Origin of the sequence: Mycolicibacterium parafortuitum (assembly GCF_002086815.1) — a bacterium.
Taxonomy (GTDB): Bacteria; Actinomycetota; Actinomycetes; order Mycobacteriales; family Mycobacteriaceae; genus Mycobacterium; species Mycobacterium parafortuitum.
Genome location: NZ_MVID01000003.1, coordinates 45,886 through 62,222, shown reverse-complemented (window position 1 = coordinate 62,222; position 16,337 = coordinate 45,886). Strand labels below are relative to the sequence as shown.

Sequence of the window (16,337 nt, the reverse complement as noted above, 5' to 3'; positions counted from 1 at the left end):
GTCACCCCGACGGGGGTGGGTCGGGACGCCGGTGCGGTTCGTAGGCCGAGTAGATGGTTCCGCCGATCTTGATGTGCGGGGTGCGGAAATACGCCATGCCGGTCATCAGGATCGCCGCCGCGGCGGCGGACGCGACGGCACTCTGCACGTCGGGCAGCCCGGACAGGAACAGCAGCACCACCCCGGCCGCGGTGCCGGTCCAGTAGATCCGCCGTTTGACCGCGCGCTTGGGAGCCGTCGGGGTGTCCCGCCCCGGCACGACCGCACCGAGGACCAGGGCGACCACGCCCGCACCCAGCAGCACCCACGACAGCGTCGTCATCAGCCGGGCTCCACCATCTGGAATCCGTCCACGATCTCCAGTGAGTCCTCGATGAACTGCGGATCGTCGGCATTGGTGGTCTGGATCGTCATCGTGGCCAGGTAGGTCGCTCCCGCGGTCTCGGCGACGACGGCGTGCATGATGACGGGCCGCTCCGGCGCGGCGCCCATCGCCGGCGCCATGTAAAACGTTGTCTCCGAGGGGAGTCCGCAGGTGCTGTTGCTGTCGACCTCCAGCCCGTAGGCGCCGAGCCCGGTCACCAGGTTGTCCCGGTTGGACGCGAACACCTCGTCGGCCGGCTGGCTGCCCCGCATGGATTCGAGGGTGACGACGGCGTTGGTCGCGAAGCCGTCGTTGACCAGGTCGGTGGACACGATGGTGTACCGGATCACCGGGCTGTCCATCATCCGGCTGCGCTCCCATCCGTCCGGGACGGGGATGCGCAGCACCGGTTCGGTGGCGCTGCGGGTCGGGATGTCGTCCAACGGCGCATCGACGACGGTGCACTCGTTCTCGTCAACGCCGGTCGCGGGCTGCCCGTCGGCGACGACCGGGCGCCCGGTCACGTCCTGGGCGCACCCGGTCGACAGCAGCGCCACCGAGGCCGCGGCCAGCAGCAGGGATTTCCAGCGTGGGTGCATCGCGGTGTCCATTCAGGGCGTTCCGTCCAGTGTGCGCAGCAGGTATTCGTAGATCAGTGCGGACCGGAACGCGACCTGCGGATTGTCCGACGCACCGGCGTGTCCGCCCTCGATGTTCTCGTAGTAGCGCACCGGATGGCCGGCGTCCTCCAGCGCCGCGGTCATCTTCCTGGCGTGACCGGGATGCACCCGGTCGTCGCGGGTCGACGTGGTGATCAGCACCGGGGGATAGCGCTTGTCCGTCGAGATGTTCTGGTACGGCGAATATTCCGCCATGAACGCCCAGTCGTCGGGATCGTCGGGATCGCCGTACTCGGCCACCCAGGACGCACCGGCCAGCAGCAGGTGGAACCGCTTCATGTCGAGCAGCGGCACGCTGCACACCAGCGCGCCGAACAGTTCCGGATACCGGGTCAGCATCACGCCCATCAGCAGGCCGCCGTTGCTGCCGCCCTGCGCACCGAGCTGCTCCACGGTGGTGATGCCCCGGGCCACCAGATCGCGTGCCACCGCGGCGAAATCCTCGTAGACCAGGTGTCTGCCCTCGCGCATCGCCTGGGTGTGCCACGTGGGTCCGTACTCGCCGCCGCCGCGGATGTTGGCCAGCACGTAGGTGCCGCCGCGCGACAGCCACAGCCGCCCCATCACACCGTCGTACCCGGGTGTGCGGGCCACCTCGAAACCGCCGTACCCGCCGAGCAGCGTCGGTCCGGGGGATTGCCGATGGCGGTGTCCCACCAAGAAATACGGCACCGCGGTACCGTCGTCGGACGTCGCGAAGTACTGCGTGACCTCGAGATCGGCGGCGTCGAAGAACGACGGTGCCCGTTTGATCTCGACCAGCTCCCCGCCGGCGGGGCCGTGCAGCAGCCGCGACGGGGTGTCGAAACCCGAAGAGTCCAGGAAGATCTCGTCGCCGAGGTGATCGGCGGCGGCGATGGTGGTGTTGGTGTTGTCGGGCAGCCCGGTGACCGGTTCCGCGGTCCACGCCCCCGGGGTGTAGACCTCGACGCGGCTGGCCACGTCGGCGAGCGTGACGACGACCAGCCGGTCGCGGGTCCACGCGTAATGGTGCAGGCAGGTGTGCGCGTCGGGGGTGAACACCACCTGCAGTTCGGCGGTACCGCCGAGGAACTGCTCGTAGTCGGCGGCCAGCAGCGCCCCGGCCGGATAGCTTTGGGTGCCGTAGGTCCATTCGGTGCGCAGCTCGATCAGCAGCCACTCCCGGTGGATCGAGATGCTGGCGTCGGTGGGGGTGTCGATGCGGATCAACTCCGGGCCGCGCAGTTCGTAGACCTGCTCGTTGAAGAAGTCGAACGCACGCCCGATCAGGGTGCGTTCGTACCCCGGCGTGTGGTGGTGCGACCCGGCGACCAGCACATCGGATTCGGCTCCGCTGAACAGGGTTTCGGCCTCGGCCAGCGGCTCGCCGCGCCGCCACCGCTTCACCAGGCGTGGATAGCCCGACTCGGTCAGCGATCCGTCGCCGAAGTCGGTGCCGACCAGCACGGTGTTCTCGTCCTCCCAGGACACCTGCGATTTGGCCTCGGGCAACTCGAATCCGCCGTCGACGAACGTCCTTGTCCGCATGTCGAATTCGCGGACCACCGCGGCGTCGGCGCCGCCGCGGGACAGGCTGATCAGCGCCAGGTGGTAGTCCGGCTCCAGCACGTCGGCACCGGCCCACACCCAGTTCTCGCCGTCGCGGCGGGCCAGCTCGTCGACGTCGATCAGGACGTCCCAGTCCGGCTGTTCGTTGCGGTAACTGTCCAGGGTGGTGCGCCGCCACACGCCTTTCTGGTGTTCGGCGTCGCGCCAGAAGTTGTACAGGTACTCGCCGCGCCTGCGCACGTACGGGATGCGGGCATCGGTGTCGAGGACCTCGAGCGCCTCGGCACGCATCTGCTCGAAGCGCTCGCCGCCGAGTTCGGCGATCGTCGGTTCGTTGTGGGCGCGCACCCAGTCGAGTGCGTCGTCGCCGGTGACATCCTCCAGCCAGAGGTACGGGTCGGTCGCGGGGACAGCGGGGCGGGTGTCGGTCACGACCCCCATTGTTCCCTCTGGCCGAAACTGCATTCCAGCAGGTCCGCACTCGGACTTTCCCCGCTGGAATGCAGTTTCGGCGAAAGACGGTCAGGACAGGTGATGGACCTCCTGCAGCCCGTACACCGGTGTCGGCAGCCCCTCGTAGCGGGCCTTCAGTTGCAGCGCCAGATACAGCGAGTAATGCCGCGACTGGTGCAGGTTCCCGCCGTGGAACCACAGGTTCGGCTGCTGCGTGGGCTTCCACATGTTGCGCTGCTCGCCCTCCCACGGTCCCGGGTCCTTCGGGGTGTCGCTGCCCAGGCCCCACACCTTGCCGACCTTGTCGGCGACGTCTTGGCCGATGAGGTCGGCGGCCCAGCCGTTCATCGAGCCGTAGCCGGTCGCGTAGACCACGACGTCGGCGGGCAGCTCGGTGCCGTCGGAGAGCACCACCGAATCCTCGGTCAGATGGTCGACCTGCCCGTGCGCGAGCTTGATCCGGCCGTCGGCGACCATGTCGCACGCGCCGACGTCGATGTAGTAGCCCGAGCCCCGCCGCAGGTACTTCATGAACAGCCCGGAACCGTCGGCGCCCCAGTCCAATTCGAAGCCGGCGGCTGCGAGCCGGTCGTAGAACTCCTTGTCGCGCTCGCGCATCCGGTCATACAGCGGGATCTGGAACTCGTGCATGATCTTGTACGGCAGCGACGCGAACGTCAGGTCCGCCTTCTCGGTCGTCATCCCGGCGGCCAGCGCACGCTCGGAGTACAGGTCACCGAGCCCGATGTCCATCAGGGTGTCGGATTTGACGATGTGCGTGGAGGACCGCTGCACCATCGTCACGTCGACGCCGTTCTCGTAGAGCGCCTTGCAGATGTCGTGCGCGGAGTTGTTCGACCCGATCACCACGGCCTTCTTGCCGACGTAGGCGTCCGGGCCGGGGTGCGCGCTGGAATGGTGCTGATCGCCGCGGAACACGTCCTGGCCGGGCAGCGTGGGAACGTTCGGCTTGCCCGACATCCCGGTGGCCAGCACCAGCTGGGTGGGGTGCAGCGTCAGCCGTTCGCCGTCGCGGTCCACCTCGACGGTCCACCGCTGCGACTGCTCGTCGAAGCTCGCCGACAGGCAGGAGGTCTTCGACCAGTAGGGCACCTCCATCACCCGGGTGTAGAACTCCAGCCAGTCGCCGATCTTGTCCTTCGGCGCGAACACCGGCCAGTTCTGCGGGAACGGCAAGTACGGCAGGTGGTCGTACCAGACCGGATCGTGCAGGCACAGCGACTTGTAGCGCTTGCGCCACTGGTCGCCGGGGCGTTCGTGCTTGTCGACGACGATCGCGGGCACCCCGAGTTGGCGCAGCCGCGCGCCGAGCGCGATACCGCCCTGTCCGCCGCCGATGACCAGCGTGTACGGCTGGGTCGTGCGGCCCAGTTCGGCGTCCTCGGCGGCCTTCTTCTCCGCCCACGACCGCGGATCGGGGTCGTCGCCGTGCACGGCGCCCAGCACGCGGCCGGCGCCCACGCGTTCCTCGTGCCCCTTGAGCTCCTGCAGCGTGGTCAGCAGTGTCCACGCCCGGTCGACACCGCCGTCGTCCTTCAGGCGCAGGTGGCCGTTGCCGCGCCCGACGGCGGTCTCGAACTCGATGAACGCCGACACCACCGCATCGGCCCCGTCGCCGTCCGCGACGGCGGGTTCGCGGGTGTGGAATCCCGACGGGCCGGTCTCGATGAGGCGGGCGTCCAGCATGTCGGCGATCTGGTCGCGGCCTTCCATGGTCTTGAGGTTCCAGGTGAACGCGACCAGGTCGCGCCAGAAGCCGTCGACGGCGAACATGCCGGTGACGCGTTCGATGTCGCGGACGGCCAGCGCGGCCTCGAAGTCGGCGAGCCAGGCCTCGACGCGTTGCTGCGGCGTCAGCTCGGTGGTGGTCTGAGGGTCGAGAGTCGAAGTCATGTGAGCCAGGACACATCGGCATCGGTGCAGCTGACAAGAGTTGCGAAGAGTTGCAACGACCCGCACTTCCCGGGTCCGCAGCCGCACTGCAACCCCCTGCAACTCTTTCGCGCTGTGTCGGCCGTCACATAGGAATGCGGCATGAGAGCAGCTGTGTACTACGGACCGAAGAAGCTCGAGGTCGACGACGTCCCCGAACCCGAGCCCCGACCCGGGACGGTGAAGCTGAAGGTCGGCGTCAACGGCATCTGCGGAACCGACCTGCACGAGTACTACGCCGGTCCGATCTTCGTGCCGACTGCGCCCCATCCGCTCACCGGCGCGCAGCTGCCGCTGACGATGGGGCACGAGTTCTCCGGCACGATCACCGCGCTCGGCGACGGCGTCACCGGTTGGCAGGAGGGCGACCGCGTCGCGGTCGAGCCGATCTACAAGTGCGACCACTGTGGCCCGTGCCGGGCCGGGAACTACAACGTCTGCCGGCAGATCGGCTTTCACGGCCTGATGTCCGACGGCGGCATGGCCGAATACACCGTGGTGCCGACGAGCATGCTGCACCGGCTGCCCGACACCGTGTCGCTGGAGCTCGGCGCGCTGGTCGAGCCGATGTCGGTGGCCTATCACGCCGCCACCCTCGGCGAGGTGAGCGCCGGTGACACCGCGATGGTGTTCGGCGCGGGCCCGATCGGCATCGGCCTGTGGTTCGCACTGCGCGGCAAAGGGCTCGACGACGTGTTCGTCGTGGAGCCGTCACCGACCCGCCGCGCCGCGATCGAGGCGCTCGGCGCCGCCACCCTCGACCCGACCGCCGACGACGTGCCGGCCTTCATCGCCGACCACACGGGCGGCGACGGCGCCGACGCGGTGTTCGACGCGGCCGGCGTGGCGCCGGCCGTCGCCGCCGCGCTGGCCTGCGTCGGGTCCCGGAAGCCGATGATCAGCGTCGCCATCTACGAAAAGCCCTTGGAGACACCGCTTCTGAATCTCGTGATGAACGAGTCGAGGATCCAGGGCTCGCTGTGCTACACGGGCGCCGACTTCGAGGCGGTGATCGCGCTGATGGCCGACGGCCGATACGACACCACCGGCTGGGTCACCCGGATCCCCCTCGACGACGTGGTCGACGAAGGCTTCGAAGCGCTGCACGCCGGCACCAAGATGAAGGTTCTCGTCGATCCGAACGGAGCGGAATAGCCATGGCACTCAACGGAAAAGTCGCGCTCGTCACCGGAGCGGCCCGCGGTATCGGCCGCGGCATCGCCCTACGCCTGGCCCGCGACGGCGCCGACGTGGCCCTGGTGGACGTCCATCAGGGCGGTCTCGATGACGTCGCCGCGGAGATCGCCGAAATCGGCAGCAAAGCAACGACGTTCGTGGCCGACGTCAGCAACCGCGACCAGGTCTTCGCCGCGGTGGAGCACGCCGCGTCGGCCCTCGGCGGATTCGACATCATGGTGAACAACGCCGGCATCGCGCTGGTCGGTCCGATCAGCCAGGTGACACCGGCCGAGCTCGGCAAACTCTGGTCGATCAACGTCGACGGCGTGCTGTGGGGGATCCAAGCGGCCGTCGCGCAGTTCACGACGTTGCGCAACAAAGAGCAGGGAAAGATCAGCAAGATCATCAACGCATCGTCGATCGCCGGCCACGACGGATTCGCGATGCTCGGGCCGTACAGCGCGACGAAATTCGCGGTCAGGGCACTCACCCAGGCCGCGGCCAAGGAACACGCCGCCGACGGCATCACCGTCAACGCGTACTGTCCCGGCGTCGTCGGCACCGACATGTGGGTGGAGATCGACAAACGGTTCGCCGAGCTGACCGGCGCCGCCGAAGGCGAGACCTACGACAAGTTCGTCGGGGGCATCGCGCTGGGCCGCGCCGAGACCCCGGACGACGTCGCCGGTTTCGTGTCGTATCTGGCAGGGCCGGATTCGGACTACATGACGGGACAGGCGGGGTTGATCGACGGCGGCCTGGTCTACCGCTGAGATGGGGAGCACAATCGGAGTCGATGCCCAGCAATGTCGGCAGCCCGCTCGTGCCTGAGCCCGCCGTCGCGGTCGGTGAGGATCCGCGCAGCTACGCGCGGCTGATGTCGGCTGTCTACGACGCGACGATGGCCGGCGATCGCGCGCCGGCGCGTCCGCGGGAGGTCATCGGGGACTCGTGGCGCCGGATCATGGCCAGCGGTATCGAGCCCGACGAACAGGCGGAGCCGGTGGTCGAGACGGGGGCGCTGGAGATGCTCCGTCGGTCCTCCGGGCTGATGGAGGTGCTCGACGACATCTCCCACGGCTTGGGGCCGCTGGTCGCCGACGGCGAGAACATCCTCGTGGTGGCCGACGCCAAGGGCCGCGTGTTGTGGCGCTCCGGGTCGCCGTCGGTGCTGATGAACGCCGACCGGCTGGGCTTCGTCGAAGGCGCGAACTGGGGTGAGCGCGCGGTCGGCACGAACGCGATCGGGACGGCCCTGGTGTCGCAGCGCGCCGTCCAGGTGTTCTCGGCCGAGCACTTCCTGCGCAGCCATCACTCGTGGACGTGCGCGGGCGCACCGATCCGGGATCCGCGCACGGGGCAGGTCATCGGCGTGGTCGACGTGTCCGGGCCGGCCGCGACCGTGCACCCGACGACCGTGGCCCTCGTCGACGCCGTCGCCCGGCTCGCCGAATCCCATCTGCGGATCGAACACGACCGCACGCTGAACAGGCTGCGGGCGCTCACCGCGCCGATCCTGGCGCGGATGGGCAGCCCGGCACTGGTCGTCGACACCGACGGATGGGTGGCCGCGGTCGACGCGATGCCGCTGCACCACCGCATCCTGTTACCCGAGCGGCTCGGCCCGGGGCGGGTGCGGTTGGCGACGCTGGGGATGTGCGCCGTCGAGCCGCTGCCCGGTGGCTGGCTGGTGCGTCCGGCCGGGGGAGAGGACGACGAGGACGCCGACGGCGCGCACCCGTCGCGGGCGACCCTCGACGTCAGTGACCCGGACCGCCCGTCGCTGGTCATGGTCGGACGGTCCGGCAGCTGGCGCCACGACCTGTCGTTGCGGCACGCGGAAATCCTTGTCGCTCTGGCGCTCTCGCCACAGGGTCGGTCGGCGCCCCAGCTCGCGGAGGACCTCTACGGGGACCGGTCGAAGGTGGTGACCGTCCGCGCGGAGATGTCGCGGCTGCGCAAGCAGTTCGCCGGGATCCTCGCCACCCAGCCGTACCGGTTCGCGCGGGCCATCGAGTTGTCCGTCCGGTATCCGGCCGACCGGCGCATGATCCTTCCTCCGTCGAACGCCCCGGTGATCCGCGTCGCGAGGGACAATGGCTGATATGGCCGCACCTCATCGGGCGCTGATCACCGCCGCCGCCGCAGAACTTCTGCTGTCCCTTCAGGAACGTCACGGCCCGTTGATGTTTCACCAGTCCGGCGGATGCTGCGATGGTTCGTCACCGATGTGCTATCCCGCCGGCGACTTCATCGTCGGAGACCGTGACGTGCTGCTCGCGGTGCTCGACGTCGGTGCCGGGGTGCCTGTCTGGATCTCCGGTCCGCAGTTCGACACGTGGAAGCACACCCAGCTGGTGATCGACGTGGTGCCGGGCAGGGGTGGCGGCTTCAGTCTGGAATCGCCGGAGGGCAAGCGGTTTCTGTCCCGCGGCCGGGCGTTCACCGAGGACGAGAACCGGGAGCTCGACGACGCCCCGCCGGTGACGGGGGCGGCCTACGAGCGGGGTGAACGACCGCCGCGCACCGGCACGCATGTCGTCGCGGATGCCGGCTCGGTTCAGGATGTGTGCGGTATTCCGCAGCGGTGAGCGCGAGTACGCGCCGAAGGTAAGAACACAAGATCATCACGATCGCGACGCCGCGGGCGGGATCGCAGCGGGCTCAATCGGATCCGTCGGTACCGCGTCGACCGGGCACGAAACCACCCGACACCGTCGGGCGCGGTGGAACGCGTGCCCGCGCCGTGACCGAGCTGTTACGCCACGCGGCGCCGGATGCGGCGCGCCGTCCGAAATGTGGCCCATAGCAGCGTTATCGTCGAATACGTGATCCCGTTGCCACGAGCATCGGCCCTCGCCGGAGTGATGATCATCGGTGTCGCTCTGGGAATGATGGCCGCGCTCATCGCCGCCGTCGAAGTCACCGCGACTGTCCGGCCGGACCTCGTCATCGGTGTCGTGGTCGGCGTGCCCAGTGTGATCGGGATGTTGATGATCCTGACGTCGAGCCGTCGGTGGGTCACTGCCGTCGGAGCCATGATCCTGGCCATCGGACCGGGTTGGTTCGGGGCCCTCACCGCAATCCAGGTGGCCTCCGGTGTCTGAGCACACGCAGTCCTTCACGCCCGTGTTCACCGGCGGAATCGCGATGCCGACGGTGATCGATCCACCCGCGTACGCCGGCGAACTTCCCCCGCCGCATGCGCAGCCGGTCGTCGTCCCGTCGGTCCAGCAGTACGTGAGCCGGTGGCGGTTCGTGGCTGTGGTCGCCGCGACGTGGATCGCCGCGGCCGCCGCCGGGGCGGGTCTGTACTACTGGTGGTTCCACTCGATGGACAAATCCCTGCCGGTGTTCGCCGTGCTCGTCTTCGTCGTCGCCTGCGTCGTGGGCAGCCTGCTGACCGCGATGGTGCAGGAGAGGCCCGGTATCGCGGCCATGTCACTGGCGATGATGTCGGCGCCGTTGGCGACGGCGCTGGGAGCCGGCGCGCTCTACGCAAGCTACGGATTGGGCTGGATCCCCGCCTGAGGCCCCGCCCGAGTCCCCGCCCGAAGGGCCGGTGCGCACAGAAGTAGTTCATGTGTTCAGATAGACACATGAAATCCCGCGTCGCGTTGGCCTGCGCGCTCAGCGCCGCACTTGCCGTGGCGGCGTGCTCGGGGTCCACCACCGAGGAGCCCGGCGACCAGATCGTGCTCGCGGAGGGCTACGAGCTCGGGGGCTACAACCCGGTCAACGGTTACGCCGAGTCCGGTGTCTCCCCGATCTACGACGGTCTCTTCCGGCCCAGCGCGACCACCGACACCGTGGTTCCGGAGCTGGTCCCCGCCCTGGCCGGTGAGGAACCGCAACCCGCCGGCCCGAACCGCTGGCGTATCCCGCTGCGGCCCGGCGTCACGTTCTCCGACGGAAGCACCTTCGACTCCGCCGACGTCGTGGCGACGTACAACGCCGTCCCGGACCCTCGGGTGGCGTCGGAGATCTCGACCTCGGTGGCGCCCGTCGTGTCGATCGAGGCCGACGGTCCCGACGCCGTCGTCGTCGAGCTCGACACCGCAGCCGACCCGAAACCCTATCTGCTGCTGGGCATCCTGCCCTCGGAGAAGGTCGAGGCGAAACCGGCCGCGGATTGGGCGGTCAACACCGAGCCCGTCGGCACCGGCCCCTACCGCCTGGAGAGCCTGCGCCCCGATCAGGCCGTCCTGGTCGCGCGCGAGGACTACTGGGGCGGCGCCCCGCAGGTCACGCGGCTGGTCTACGCCTATGCGCCCGACGACAACGCCAGAGCGCAGAGCATGGTGTCCGGCGCCGTCGACGGCACCAATCTTCCACCGCGGCTCGTCGATTCGGTCAAGGGCTCCAACGGCGATGTCCAGACCGTCGCCGTGCGCTCCGCGGACTGGCGCGGCATCGCCCTGCCCGCGGGCAACCCGTTCACCGCCGACGTGACCGCCCGGCTGGCGATGAACATCGGCGTCGACCGTGACGCGATGGTGCGCGACGTCCTCCTCGGCTACGGCAGCCCGGCCAGCACCCCGGTGGCCGCCGCGTACGGCGACGCCTACGACCCCGACGCGCAGTACGCGTTCGACCTCGACCGCGCCAAGGGGCTGCTCGACGATGCGGGGTGGCGTACCGGGGCCGATCAGGTCCGCGAAAAAGACGGTGCGCGTGCGTCGTTCGAGCTGCTCTACAACGCCCAGGACACCCTGCGCCGGGATCTGGCGGTCGCCTACGCCGCGGCGATGAAACCGCTCGGTGTCGACGTCCGGCCCCGCGGCACCAGCTGGGACGAGATCGACACCCGGTTCGCCGACTCGGCCGTGGTGCTCGGCGGTGGCTCGACGCCCTACAGCATCGACTCCCAGGTGTATGACACCCTGCACACGCGGGTGCCCGACTCGTCGCCGTACTCCAATCCGGGGAACTTCACCGCGCCGGGGATGGACGCGATGCTCGAACAGGCGAGCCGGTCGCCGTCCGGTCCCGCCAAGGACGAGCTGTACCGCAGGATCCAGGCCGCGTACACGGCCGCGCCGTCGCACGTCTTCCTGGTGTTCCTGCACCACACCTACAGCTACAAGGATCTCGGCTGGCAGCAGAGCCCGCCGATCATGGAGCCCCACTCGCACGGGGTGTCGTGGGGCCCCTGGTGGAATCTCGCCGCGTGGACACGCTGACGCCGCCGGCGTTCGCCGAGAAGGCCGCCGCGCGCCCCGTGCGTGCCGCGGCCCGGCTGCTGGCGGTCCGCACCGCCGTCGCTGTGCCCCTGACGGTGGCGATCTCGGCGGCGATCTTCGCCGTCGCGTCGCTGTCGCCCTTCGATCCGCTGGCGGCCTATCTCGGCGGCAACTACCAGTTCGCGACGCAGTCCCAGCGCGACGCGATGCGCGAGGCCTACAACACCGACATGCCGTGGTATCAGGCCTGGTGGCAGTGGATCGGCGGGGTGTCGCGGGGCGAGCTCGGCTGGTCGTCGACGCAGTCGCAACCGGTCACCACCGTCCTGGCCGAGCGGATGCCGTTCACCCTGGCGCTGTCCGGGGCCGCACTGCTGACCGCGACGGTGTTGGCGGTGCTTCTGGGCTGCCTGGCGGGGATGCGCCGCGGTGGTCTGGTCGACCGGCTGTGTACCGGCTTCTCGGTGACCTTCGCCGCGGTGCCGCCGTTCGTGGTGTCGCTGGCACTGGTGGTGGTCGTCGCGGTCGGTCTGCGGTGGCTCCCCGCGTCCGGCGCCGCGCCGCCCGGCGCCGACTACACCGTCGAAGGTGTTCTGCGCCATGGCATCCTGCCATGGATCGCGCTCACGGTGTCGATGATCCCGTGGCTGTTGCTGACCACGCGTGCCGCCGTCGTCGAAAGCGTCGGCTCCGATGCGGTGCGCGCCGCGCGGTCCCGTGGGGTGCACGGCTGGGCGCTGCTGCGGGGGCATATCGCGCCGGTCTCGGTGCTTCCGACGCTCGCGCTGCTGGGTACCAGGCTGCCCGAGCTGATCGCCGGCGCCGCGATCGTCGAAACCGTCTTCGGCTGGCCCGGTATGGCCGCCGTGCTGGTGGATTCGGCTGCGGCGCTGGACTTTCCGCTGCTCGCGGCGCTCACCGTGGCCGCGGCCGCCGCGGTGCTCGCCGGTTCGGCGCTGTCGGATGCGGCAGCGGTGGGGATCGACCCGCGGGTCAGGATGCGCGCATGAGCGAGCGTGCGAGCGAATCATCGGCTATGAGCGAGCGTGCGAGCGAATCATCGGTCATGAGGGAGCGTGCGAGCGAACTGGCGCGCAGCTCCAGGTGGCCGTGGATCGTGCTGGGTGTCATCGCCGCGGCGGCCCTCGGTATCCCGCTGCTGGCCGGCGAACAGGTGGCCGACTTCTCCGCCGCGCTGCGCCCACCGAGCGCCGAACACCTTGTCGGAACCGACCATTCGGGCTACGACCTGCTGGTCCGCACTGCGGAGGGGCTGCGGGTCTCACTGGTGATCGCGGTGGTGTGTGCGGTGGCGGCGACGTGTCTGGGCCTGGCGGTCGGCGTCGCCGCGGCCCTGGTCGGCGGGTGGCTCGACGCGGTCGTGATGCGTCTGGTCGACGGGTTCAACGCGCTGCCCCACCTGGTGGTCGGCATCGTGATCGCCGCGATGTGGCGCGGCGCCCCGCTGGCGATCATCGCATCCATCGCGCTGACGCACTGGCCGGCGGTCGCGCGCGTGGTGCGCGCCGAGCTGCTCGCGGTCGCCAATGCCGGGTGGGTGGAATCCGCACGGCTGGCGGGGGCCTCGCGATGGTTCGTCGCACGCACCCATCTCGTGCCCGCGGTGACGGGGCAGGCCCTGGTCGCGATGATCGTGCTGCTGCCGCACGCGGTGTGGCACGAGTCGACGCTGTCGTTCCTGGGGGTCGGGCTCTCCCCGGACCGCGCCAGCCTCGGCACGTTGCTCAGCGAGGCCCGCGGCGACGTGCTCACCGGCGCCTGGTGGACGCTGGCCGTCCCCGCCGCGGCGCTGATCGCGACGGCGCTCGCGTTCGCCGCGGCAGGCACCCTGATGCGCAACCGGCACCGACCACCGGCGGGGCAGGTGTGGTGAATTCACAAACGCAGGAGGACACGATGAACGCCGCACGCCTGACCGGGCTGACCGTGGGCATCGATCTTCGCCGGGGACGCGGCTCGGCCACCGTCGATGTGCTCGACGACGTCCACCTCGACGTCCCCGCCGGCCGGGTCACCGCGCTGGTCGGCGAATCCGGTTGCGGAAAATCGCTGGTGGCCGCCGCGCTGACCGGACTGATGCCGCCGGGATCCCGGGTTCGCGGCACGGTGCAGGTCGGCGGCCGGCAGGTGCGCTGCGACGACGAGCGCGCCTGGCGTGAGTTGCGCGGCCGCCAGGTCGGTTCGGTGCCGCAGTCGGCGTCGACGTCGTTCACCCCGGTACGCACCATCGGCTCCCAGCTGGCCGAGATCTGCGCCCGGCTGGACTCCGACCGCACTCCCGAACAGCTGTGTGCCGCCGTCGCGCTGCCGCCGCACGTCGTCGACCGTTACCCGCACGAACTGTCCGGCGGCATGGCCCAGCGCGTCGCGATCGCCGCGGCGCTCGCCGGCCGCCCGGGCCTGCTGGTCGCCGACGAACCCACCTCGGCGCTGGACCCCGACAACGCCGCACTGACCTGGCGGCTGCTCGGCGACGCCGCCGCCGACGGCGCGGGCGTGCTGGTGATCACCCACGACATGCCGTCGCTGCTGCGTGCGGCGGTGTGCGACGACGTCGCGGTGATGGCACGCGGCACCGTGCTGTCCCAGACCTCGTTGGTCGACACGCTCGGCAGCACCGATGCGTACACGCAGGCCTTGCTCGGGACGGTTCTGGTGTGACCGGACTGTCGGCCACCGGGATCGGGCTGGCGCTCGGCGGCAGGACCGTCCTGGACGCGGTCGATCTGAGCGCTCCGGCCGCGCAGGTCACCGGGGTGACCGGCGCGTCGGGCAGCGGCAAGACCACTCTGCTGCGGGTGCTGGCCGGGCTGCAGCGGCCCGACACCGGGGAAGTCCGCTACGACGGGGATCCGGTGGCGCCCAGGGGATCGATCGCGCTGCTGGCCCAGCACCCGCGCCTGGTGTGCAACCCGCGCTGGACCCTGGCGCAGATCCTCGCCGAGCCCGCGCTGATCCGCGGCGCTCGGTTCGGCGCCGACGACCTGCACCGCACCGCAGGCGAGGTGGGGCTTGACCCGGTACTGCTCGACCGCTATCCGGGGCAGGTCAGCGACGGACAGTTGCAGCGCGCCTGTATCGGGCGGGTGCTCACGCAGCGGGCCCGGTTCGTGCTGTGCGACGAGCCGACCGCGATGCTCGACCCGATCTCGACCGCGTCCGTGGTGGCACTGTTGCGCCGCCTCGCCGACGGCGGCGCCGCCGTGGTGCTCGTCAGCCACGACTTCGTGTTGGTCGAGACGCTCACAGCAGCCACGCTCGCCTTGCCGAGCCCACTAGGGTAGGTAAACGTGACCCACTATGACGTCGTCGTCCTCGGAGCCGGCCCCGGCGGTTACGTCGCGGCCATACGCGCGGCCCAGCTCGGGCTGAAGACCGCCATCGTCGAACCCAAGTACTGGGGCGGCGTGTGCCTCAACGTCGGGTGCATCCCGTCGAAGGCATTGCTGCGCAACGCCGAACTCGCCCACGTGTTCCACAAGGACGCCAAGACGTTCGGCATCAGCGGCGACGTCAGCTTCGACTACGGCGCGGCCTACGACCGCAGCCGCAAGGTCGCCGACGGCCGCGTCGCCGGTGTGCACTTCCTGATGAAGAAGAACAAGATCACCGAGATCCACGGCTACGGGAAGTTCACCGGGCCCAACAGCCTCGAGGTCGACCTGAACGAGGGTGACACCGAGAAGGTCGAGTTCGACAACGCGATCATCGCGACCGGCTCGAGCACCCGGCTGGTGCCGGGCACGTCGCTCTCCGAGAACGTGGTCACCTACGAGAAGCAGATCCTGAGCCGCGATCTGCCCTCCTCGATCATCATCGCCGGGGCGGGCGCGATCGGCATGGAGTTCGCGTACGTGCTGAAGAACTACGGCGTCGACGTCACGATCGTCGAGTTCCTGCCCCGCGCGCTGCCCAACGAGGACGCCGAGGTCTCCAAGGAGATCGAGAAGCAGTACAAGAAGCTCGGTGTGAAGATCCTGACGGGCACCAAGGTCGAGTCCATCGAGGACAGTGGATCGTCGGTCACCGTGAAGGTGTCCAAGGACGGTAAGTCCGACGAGCTCAAGGCCGACAAGGTGCTGCAGGCCATCGGTTTCGCGCCGAACGTCGAAGGATTCGGCCTGGACAAGGCGGGCGTCGAGCTCACCGACCGCAAGGCCATCGGCATCGACGACTACATGCGCACCAACGTGGGCCACATCTACGCGATCGGTGACGTCACCGGCAAGCTGCAGCTGGCCCACGTCGCCGAGGCGATGGGCGTGGTCGCGGCCGAGACCATCGCCGGCGCCGACACGCTGGCACTGGGCGACTACCGGATGATGCCGCGTGCGACGTTCTGTCAACCGCAGGTCGCGAGCTTCGGGCTGACCGAGCAGCAGGCCAAGGACGAGGGCTATGACGTCGTCGTCGCGAAGTTCCCGTTCACCGCCAACGGCAAGGCGCACGGTCTGGGCGACCCGACCGGCTTCGTGAAGCTGATCGCCGACAAGAAGCATCTCGAGCTGCTCGGCGGGCACCTGATCGGTCCCGATGTCGCCGAGCTGCTGCCGGAGCTGACGCTGGCCCAGAAGTGGGACCTGACGGCCAACGAGCTGGCCCGCAACGTGCACACCCACCCGACCCTGTCGGAGGCACTGCAGGAGTGCTTCCACGGCCTGGTCGGCCACATGATCAATTTCTAATTGAGAGCGATCTGGGTCGCCGGTATCGGCGGATTGGTGGTCGGCCACATTCTGTGGCTGGCCGGTATCTCCTTTGCCATCTCATCGACGAACATTCCGGCATGGGTGCTCGTCGTCGCCGGGGTGTCGTTCGCCGTGGGGTTGGCGGCATCGCTGCGCGGCCGCCGGCTGTGGCAGCGCAAGGATGAGAAGTCCGAGGCGCGCGCGGCATTCCTGTGGGGACTGTCGGTGTCGCCGGTGCTGTTGTCGCTGATCGTGCTCGGCGTGACGTACCTGTAGGTCAAAATGG

General features: G+C 69.4%; 17 protein-coding genes. 13 read left to right on the top strand and 4 right to left on the bottom strand.

Annotation, left to right across the window (positions count from 1 at the left end):
* Position 1: 1 nt before the first annotated feature.
* From BST38_RS05090 to BST38_RS05075, 4 genes are all read right to left on the bottom strand, one after another.
* Positions 2–322, bottom strand: coding sequence for a hypothetical protein (locus BST38_RS05090; protein ID WP_083142182.1), 321 nt, complete (start codon positions 320–322; stop codon positions 2–4).
* Positions 322–975 carry a hypothetical protein gene (locus BST38_RS05085; protein WP_083142181.1) on the bottom strand — a complete coding sequence of 218 codons (654 nt, stop codon included), beginning with the start codon at positions 973–975 and terminating at the stop codon, positions 322–324. Before BST38_RS05085 ends, BST38_RS05090 begins: the two co-directional genes overlap by 1 nt.
* The gene (locus tag BST38_RS05080; protein WP_083142180.1) at positions 976–3,015 is read right to left on the bottom strand and encodes a prolyl oligopeptidase family serine peptidase; all 2,040 of its coding nucleotides are present in this window, start codon (positions 3,013–3,015) and stop codon (positions 976–978) included. It lies immediately after the preceding gene.
* A gap of 81 nt (positions 3,016–3,096) precedes the next feature.
* Positions 3,097–4,941 (bottom strand): flavin-containing monooxygenase, encoded by a 1,845-nt coding sequence (locus BST38_RS05075; protein WP_083142179.1) that lies wholly within the window; start codon positions 4,939–4,941, stop codon positions 3,097–3,099.
* A 141-nt stretch (positions 4,942–5,082) separates the two neighbouring features.
* Between BST38_RS05075 and BST38_RS05070 the strand changes: the two genes are divergently transcribed.
* From BST38_RS05070 to BST38_RS05010, 13 genes are all read left to right on the top strand, one after another.
* On the top strand, positions 5,083–6,135 hold the full coding sequence (locus tag BST38_RS05070; RefSeq protein WP_083142178.1) for a 2,3-butanediol dehydrogenase: 1,053 nt from the start codon (positions 5,083–5,085) through the stop codon (positions 6,133–6,135).
* Positions 6,136–6,137: 2 nt separating this feature from the next.
* Entirely contained in the window at positions 6,138–6,932 is a 795-nt protein-coding gene (locus tag BST38_RS05065; protein ID WP_083142177.1) for an acetoin reductase, read from the top strand.
* Positions 6,933–6,955: 23 nt separating this feature from the next.
* Positions 6,956–8,263, top strand: coding sequence for a GAF domain-containing protein (locus tag BST38_RS05060; RefSeq protein WP_083142176.1), 1,308 nt, complete (start codon positions 6,956–6,958; stop codon positions 8,261–8,263).
* 1 nt (position 8,264) lies between these two features.
* Positions 8,265–8,750, top strand: a complete 486-nt coding sequence (locus tag BST38_RS05055; RefSeq protein ID WP_083142175.1) for a DUF779 domain-containing protein — start codon at positions 8,265–8,267, stop codon at positions 8,748–8,750.
* Between the two features lie 237 nt (positions 8,751–8,987).
* Positions 8,988–9,266, top strand: a complete 279-nt coding sequence (locus BST38_RS05050) for a putative holin (RefSeq protein WP_110781510.1) — start codon at positions 8,988–8,990, stop codon at positions 9,264–9,266.
* Positions 9,259–9,690 (top strand): hypothetical protein, encoded by a 432-nt coding sequence (locus tag BST38_RS05045; protein ID WP_237160671.1) that lies wholly within the window; start codon positions 9,259–9,261, stop codon positions 9,688–9,690. Before BST38_RS05050 ends, BST38_RS05045 begins: the two co-directional genes overlap by 8 nt.
* A gap of 68 nt (positions 9,691–9,758) precedes the next feature.
* Entirely contained in the window at positions 9,759–11,342 is a 1,584-nt protein-coding gene (locus BST38_RS05040) for an ABC transporter substrate-binding protein (RefSeq protein ID WP_083142173.1), read from the top strand.
* Positions 11,330–12,352, top strand: coding sequence for an ABC transporter permease (locus BST38_RS05035; protein ID WP_420872524.1), 1,023 nt, complete (start codon positions 11,330–11,332; stop codon positions 12,350–12,352). The genes BST38_RS05040 and BST38_RS05035 overlap by 13 nt, the downstream gene beginning before the upstream one ends.
* 56 nt (positions 12,353–12,408) lie before the next feature.
* The gene (locus BST38_RS05030; RefSeq protein WP_237160670.1) at positions 12,409–13,236 is read left to right on the top strand and encodes an ABC transporter permease; all 828 of its coding nucleotides are present in this window, start codon (positions 12,409–12,411) and stop codon (positions 13,234–13,236) included.
* Positions 13,237–13,259: 23 nt separating this feature from the next.
* Positions 13,260–14,024, top strand: coding sequence for an ATP-binding cassette domain-containing protein (locus BST38_RS05025; RefSeq protein WP_083142421.1), 765 nt, complete (start codon positions 13,260–13,262; stop codon positions 14,022–14,024).
* The gene (locus tag BST38_RS05020) at positions 14,021–14,647 is read left to right on the top strand and encodes an ABC transporter ATP-binding protein (RefSeq protein WP_083142171.1); all 627 of its coding nucleotides are present in this window, start codon (positions 14,021–14,023) and stop codon (positions 14,645–14,647) included. Before BST38_RS05025 ends, BST38_RS05020 begins: the two co-directional genes overlap by 4 nt.
* A gap of 6 nt (positions 14,648–14,653) precedes the next feature.
* A complete protein-coding gene (gene lpdA, locus BST38_RS05015; protein ID WP_083142170.1) occupies positions 14,654–16,048 on the top strand; it encodes a dihydrolipoyl dehydrogenase in 1,395 nt (464 codons plus the stop codon).
* The gene (locus BST38_RS05010) at positions 16,049–16,327 is read left to right on the top strand and encodes a hypothetical protein (protein ID WP_181791994.1); all 279 of its coding nucleotides are present in this window, start codon (positions 16,049–16,051) and stop codon (positions 16,325–16,327) included.
* Positions 16,328–16,337: the final 10 nt, after the last annotated feature.

What these genes read in the sequence shown, in the direction of transcription:
- BST38_RS05090 (WP_083142182.1), bottom strand. Translation starts at nt 322, where the DNA reads ATGACGACGCTGTCGTGGGTGCTGCTGGGTGCGGGCGTGGTCGCCCTG.
- BST38_RS05085 (WP_083142181.1), bottom strand. Translation starts at nt 975, where the DNA reads ATGGACACCGCGATGCACCCACGCTGGAAATCCCTGCTGCTGGCCGCG.
- BST38_RS05080 (WP_083142180.1), bottom strand. Translation starts at nt 3,015, where the DNA reads ATGGGGGTCGTGACCGACACCCGCCCCGCTGTCCCCGCGACCGACCCG.
- BST38_RS05075 (WP_083142179.1), bottom strand. Translation starts at nt 4,941, where the DNA reads ATGACTTCGACTCTCGACCCTCAGACCACCACCGAGCTGACGCCGCAG.
- BST38_RS05070 (WP_083142178.1), top strand. Translation starts at nt 5,083, where the DNA reads ATGAGAGCAGCTGTGTACTACGGACCGAAGAAGCTCGAGGTCGACGAC.
- BST38_RS05065 (WP_083142177.1), top strand. Translation starts at nt 6,138, where the DNA reads ATGGCACTCAACGGAAAAGTCGCGCTCGTCACCGGAGCGGCCCGCGGT.
- BST38_RS05060 (WP_083142176.1), top strand. Translation starts at nt 6,956, where the DNA reads ATGCCCAGCAATGTCGGCAGCCCGCTCGTGCCTGAGCCCGCCGTCGCG.
- BST38_RS05055 (WP_083142175.1), top strand. Translation starts at nt 8,265, where the DNA reads ATGGCCGCACCTCATCGGGCGCTGATCACCGCCGCCGCCGCAGAACTT.
- BST38_RS05040 (WP_083142173.1), top strand. Translation starts at nt 9,759, where the DNA reads ATGAAATCCCGCGTCGCGTTGGCCTGCGCGCTCAGCGCCGCACTTGCC.
- BST38_RS05030 (WP_237160670.1), top strand. Translation starts at nt 12,409, where the DNA reads ATGAGGGAGCGTGCGAGCGAACTGGCGCGCAGCTCCAGGTGGCCGTGG.
- BST38_RS05025 (WP_083142421.1), top strand. Translation starts at nt 13,260, where the DNA reads ATGAACGCCGCACGCCTGACCGGGCTGACCGTGGGCATCGATCTTCGC.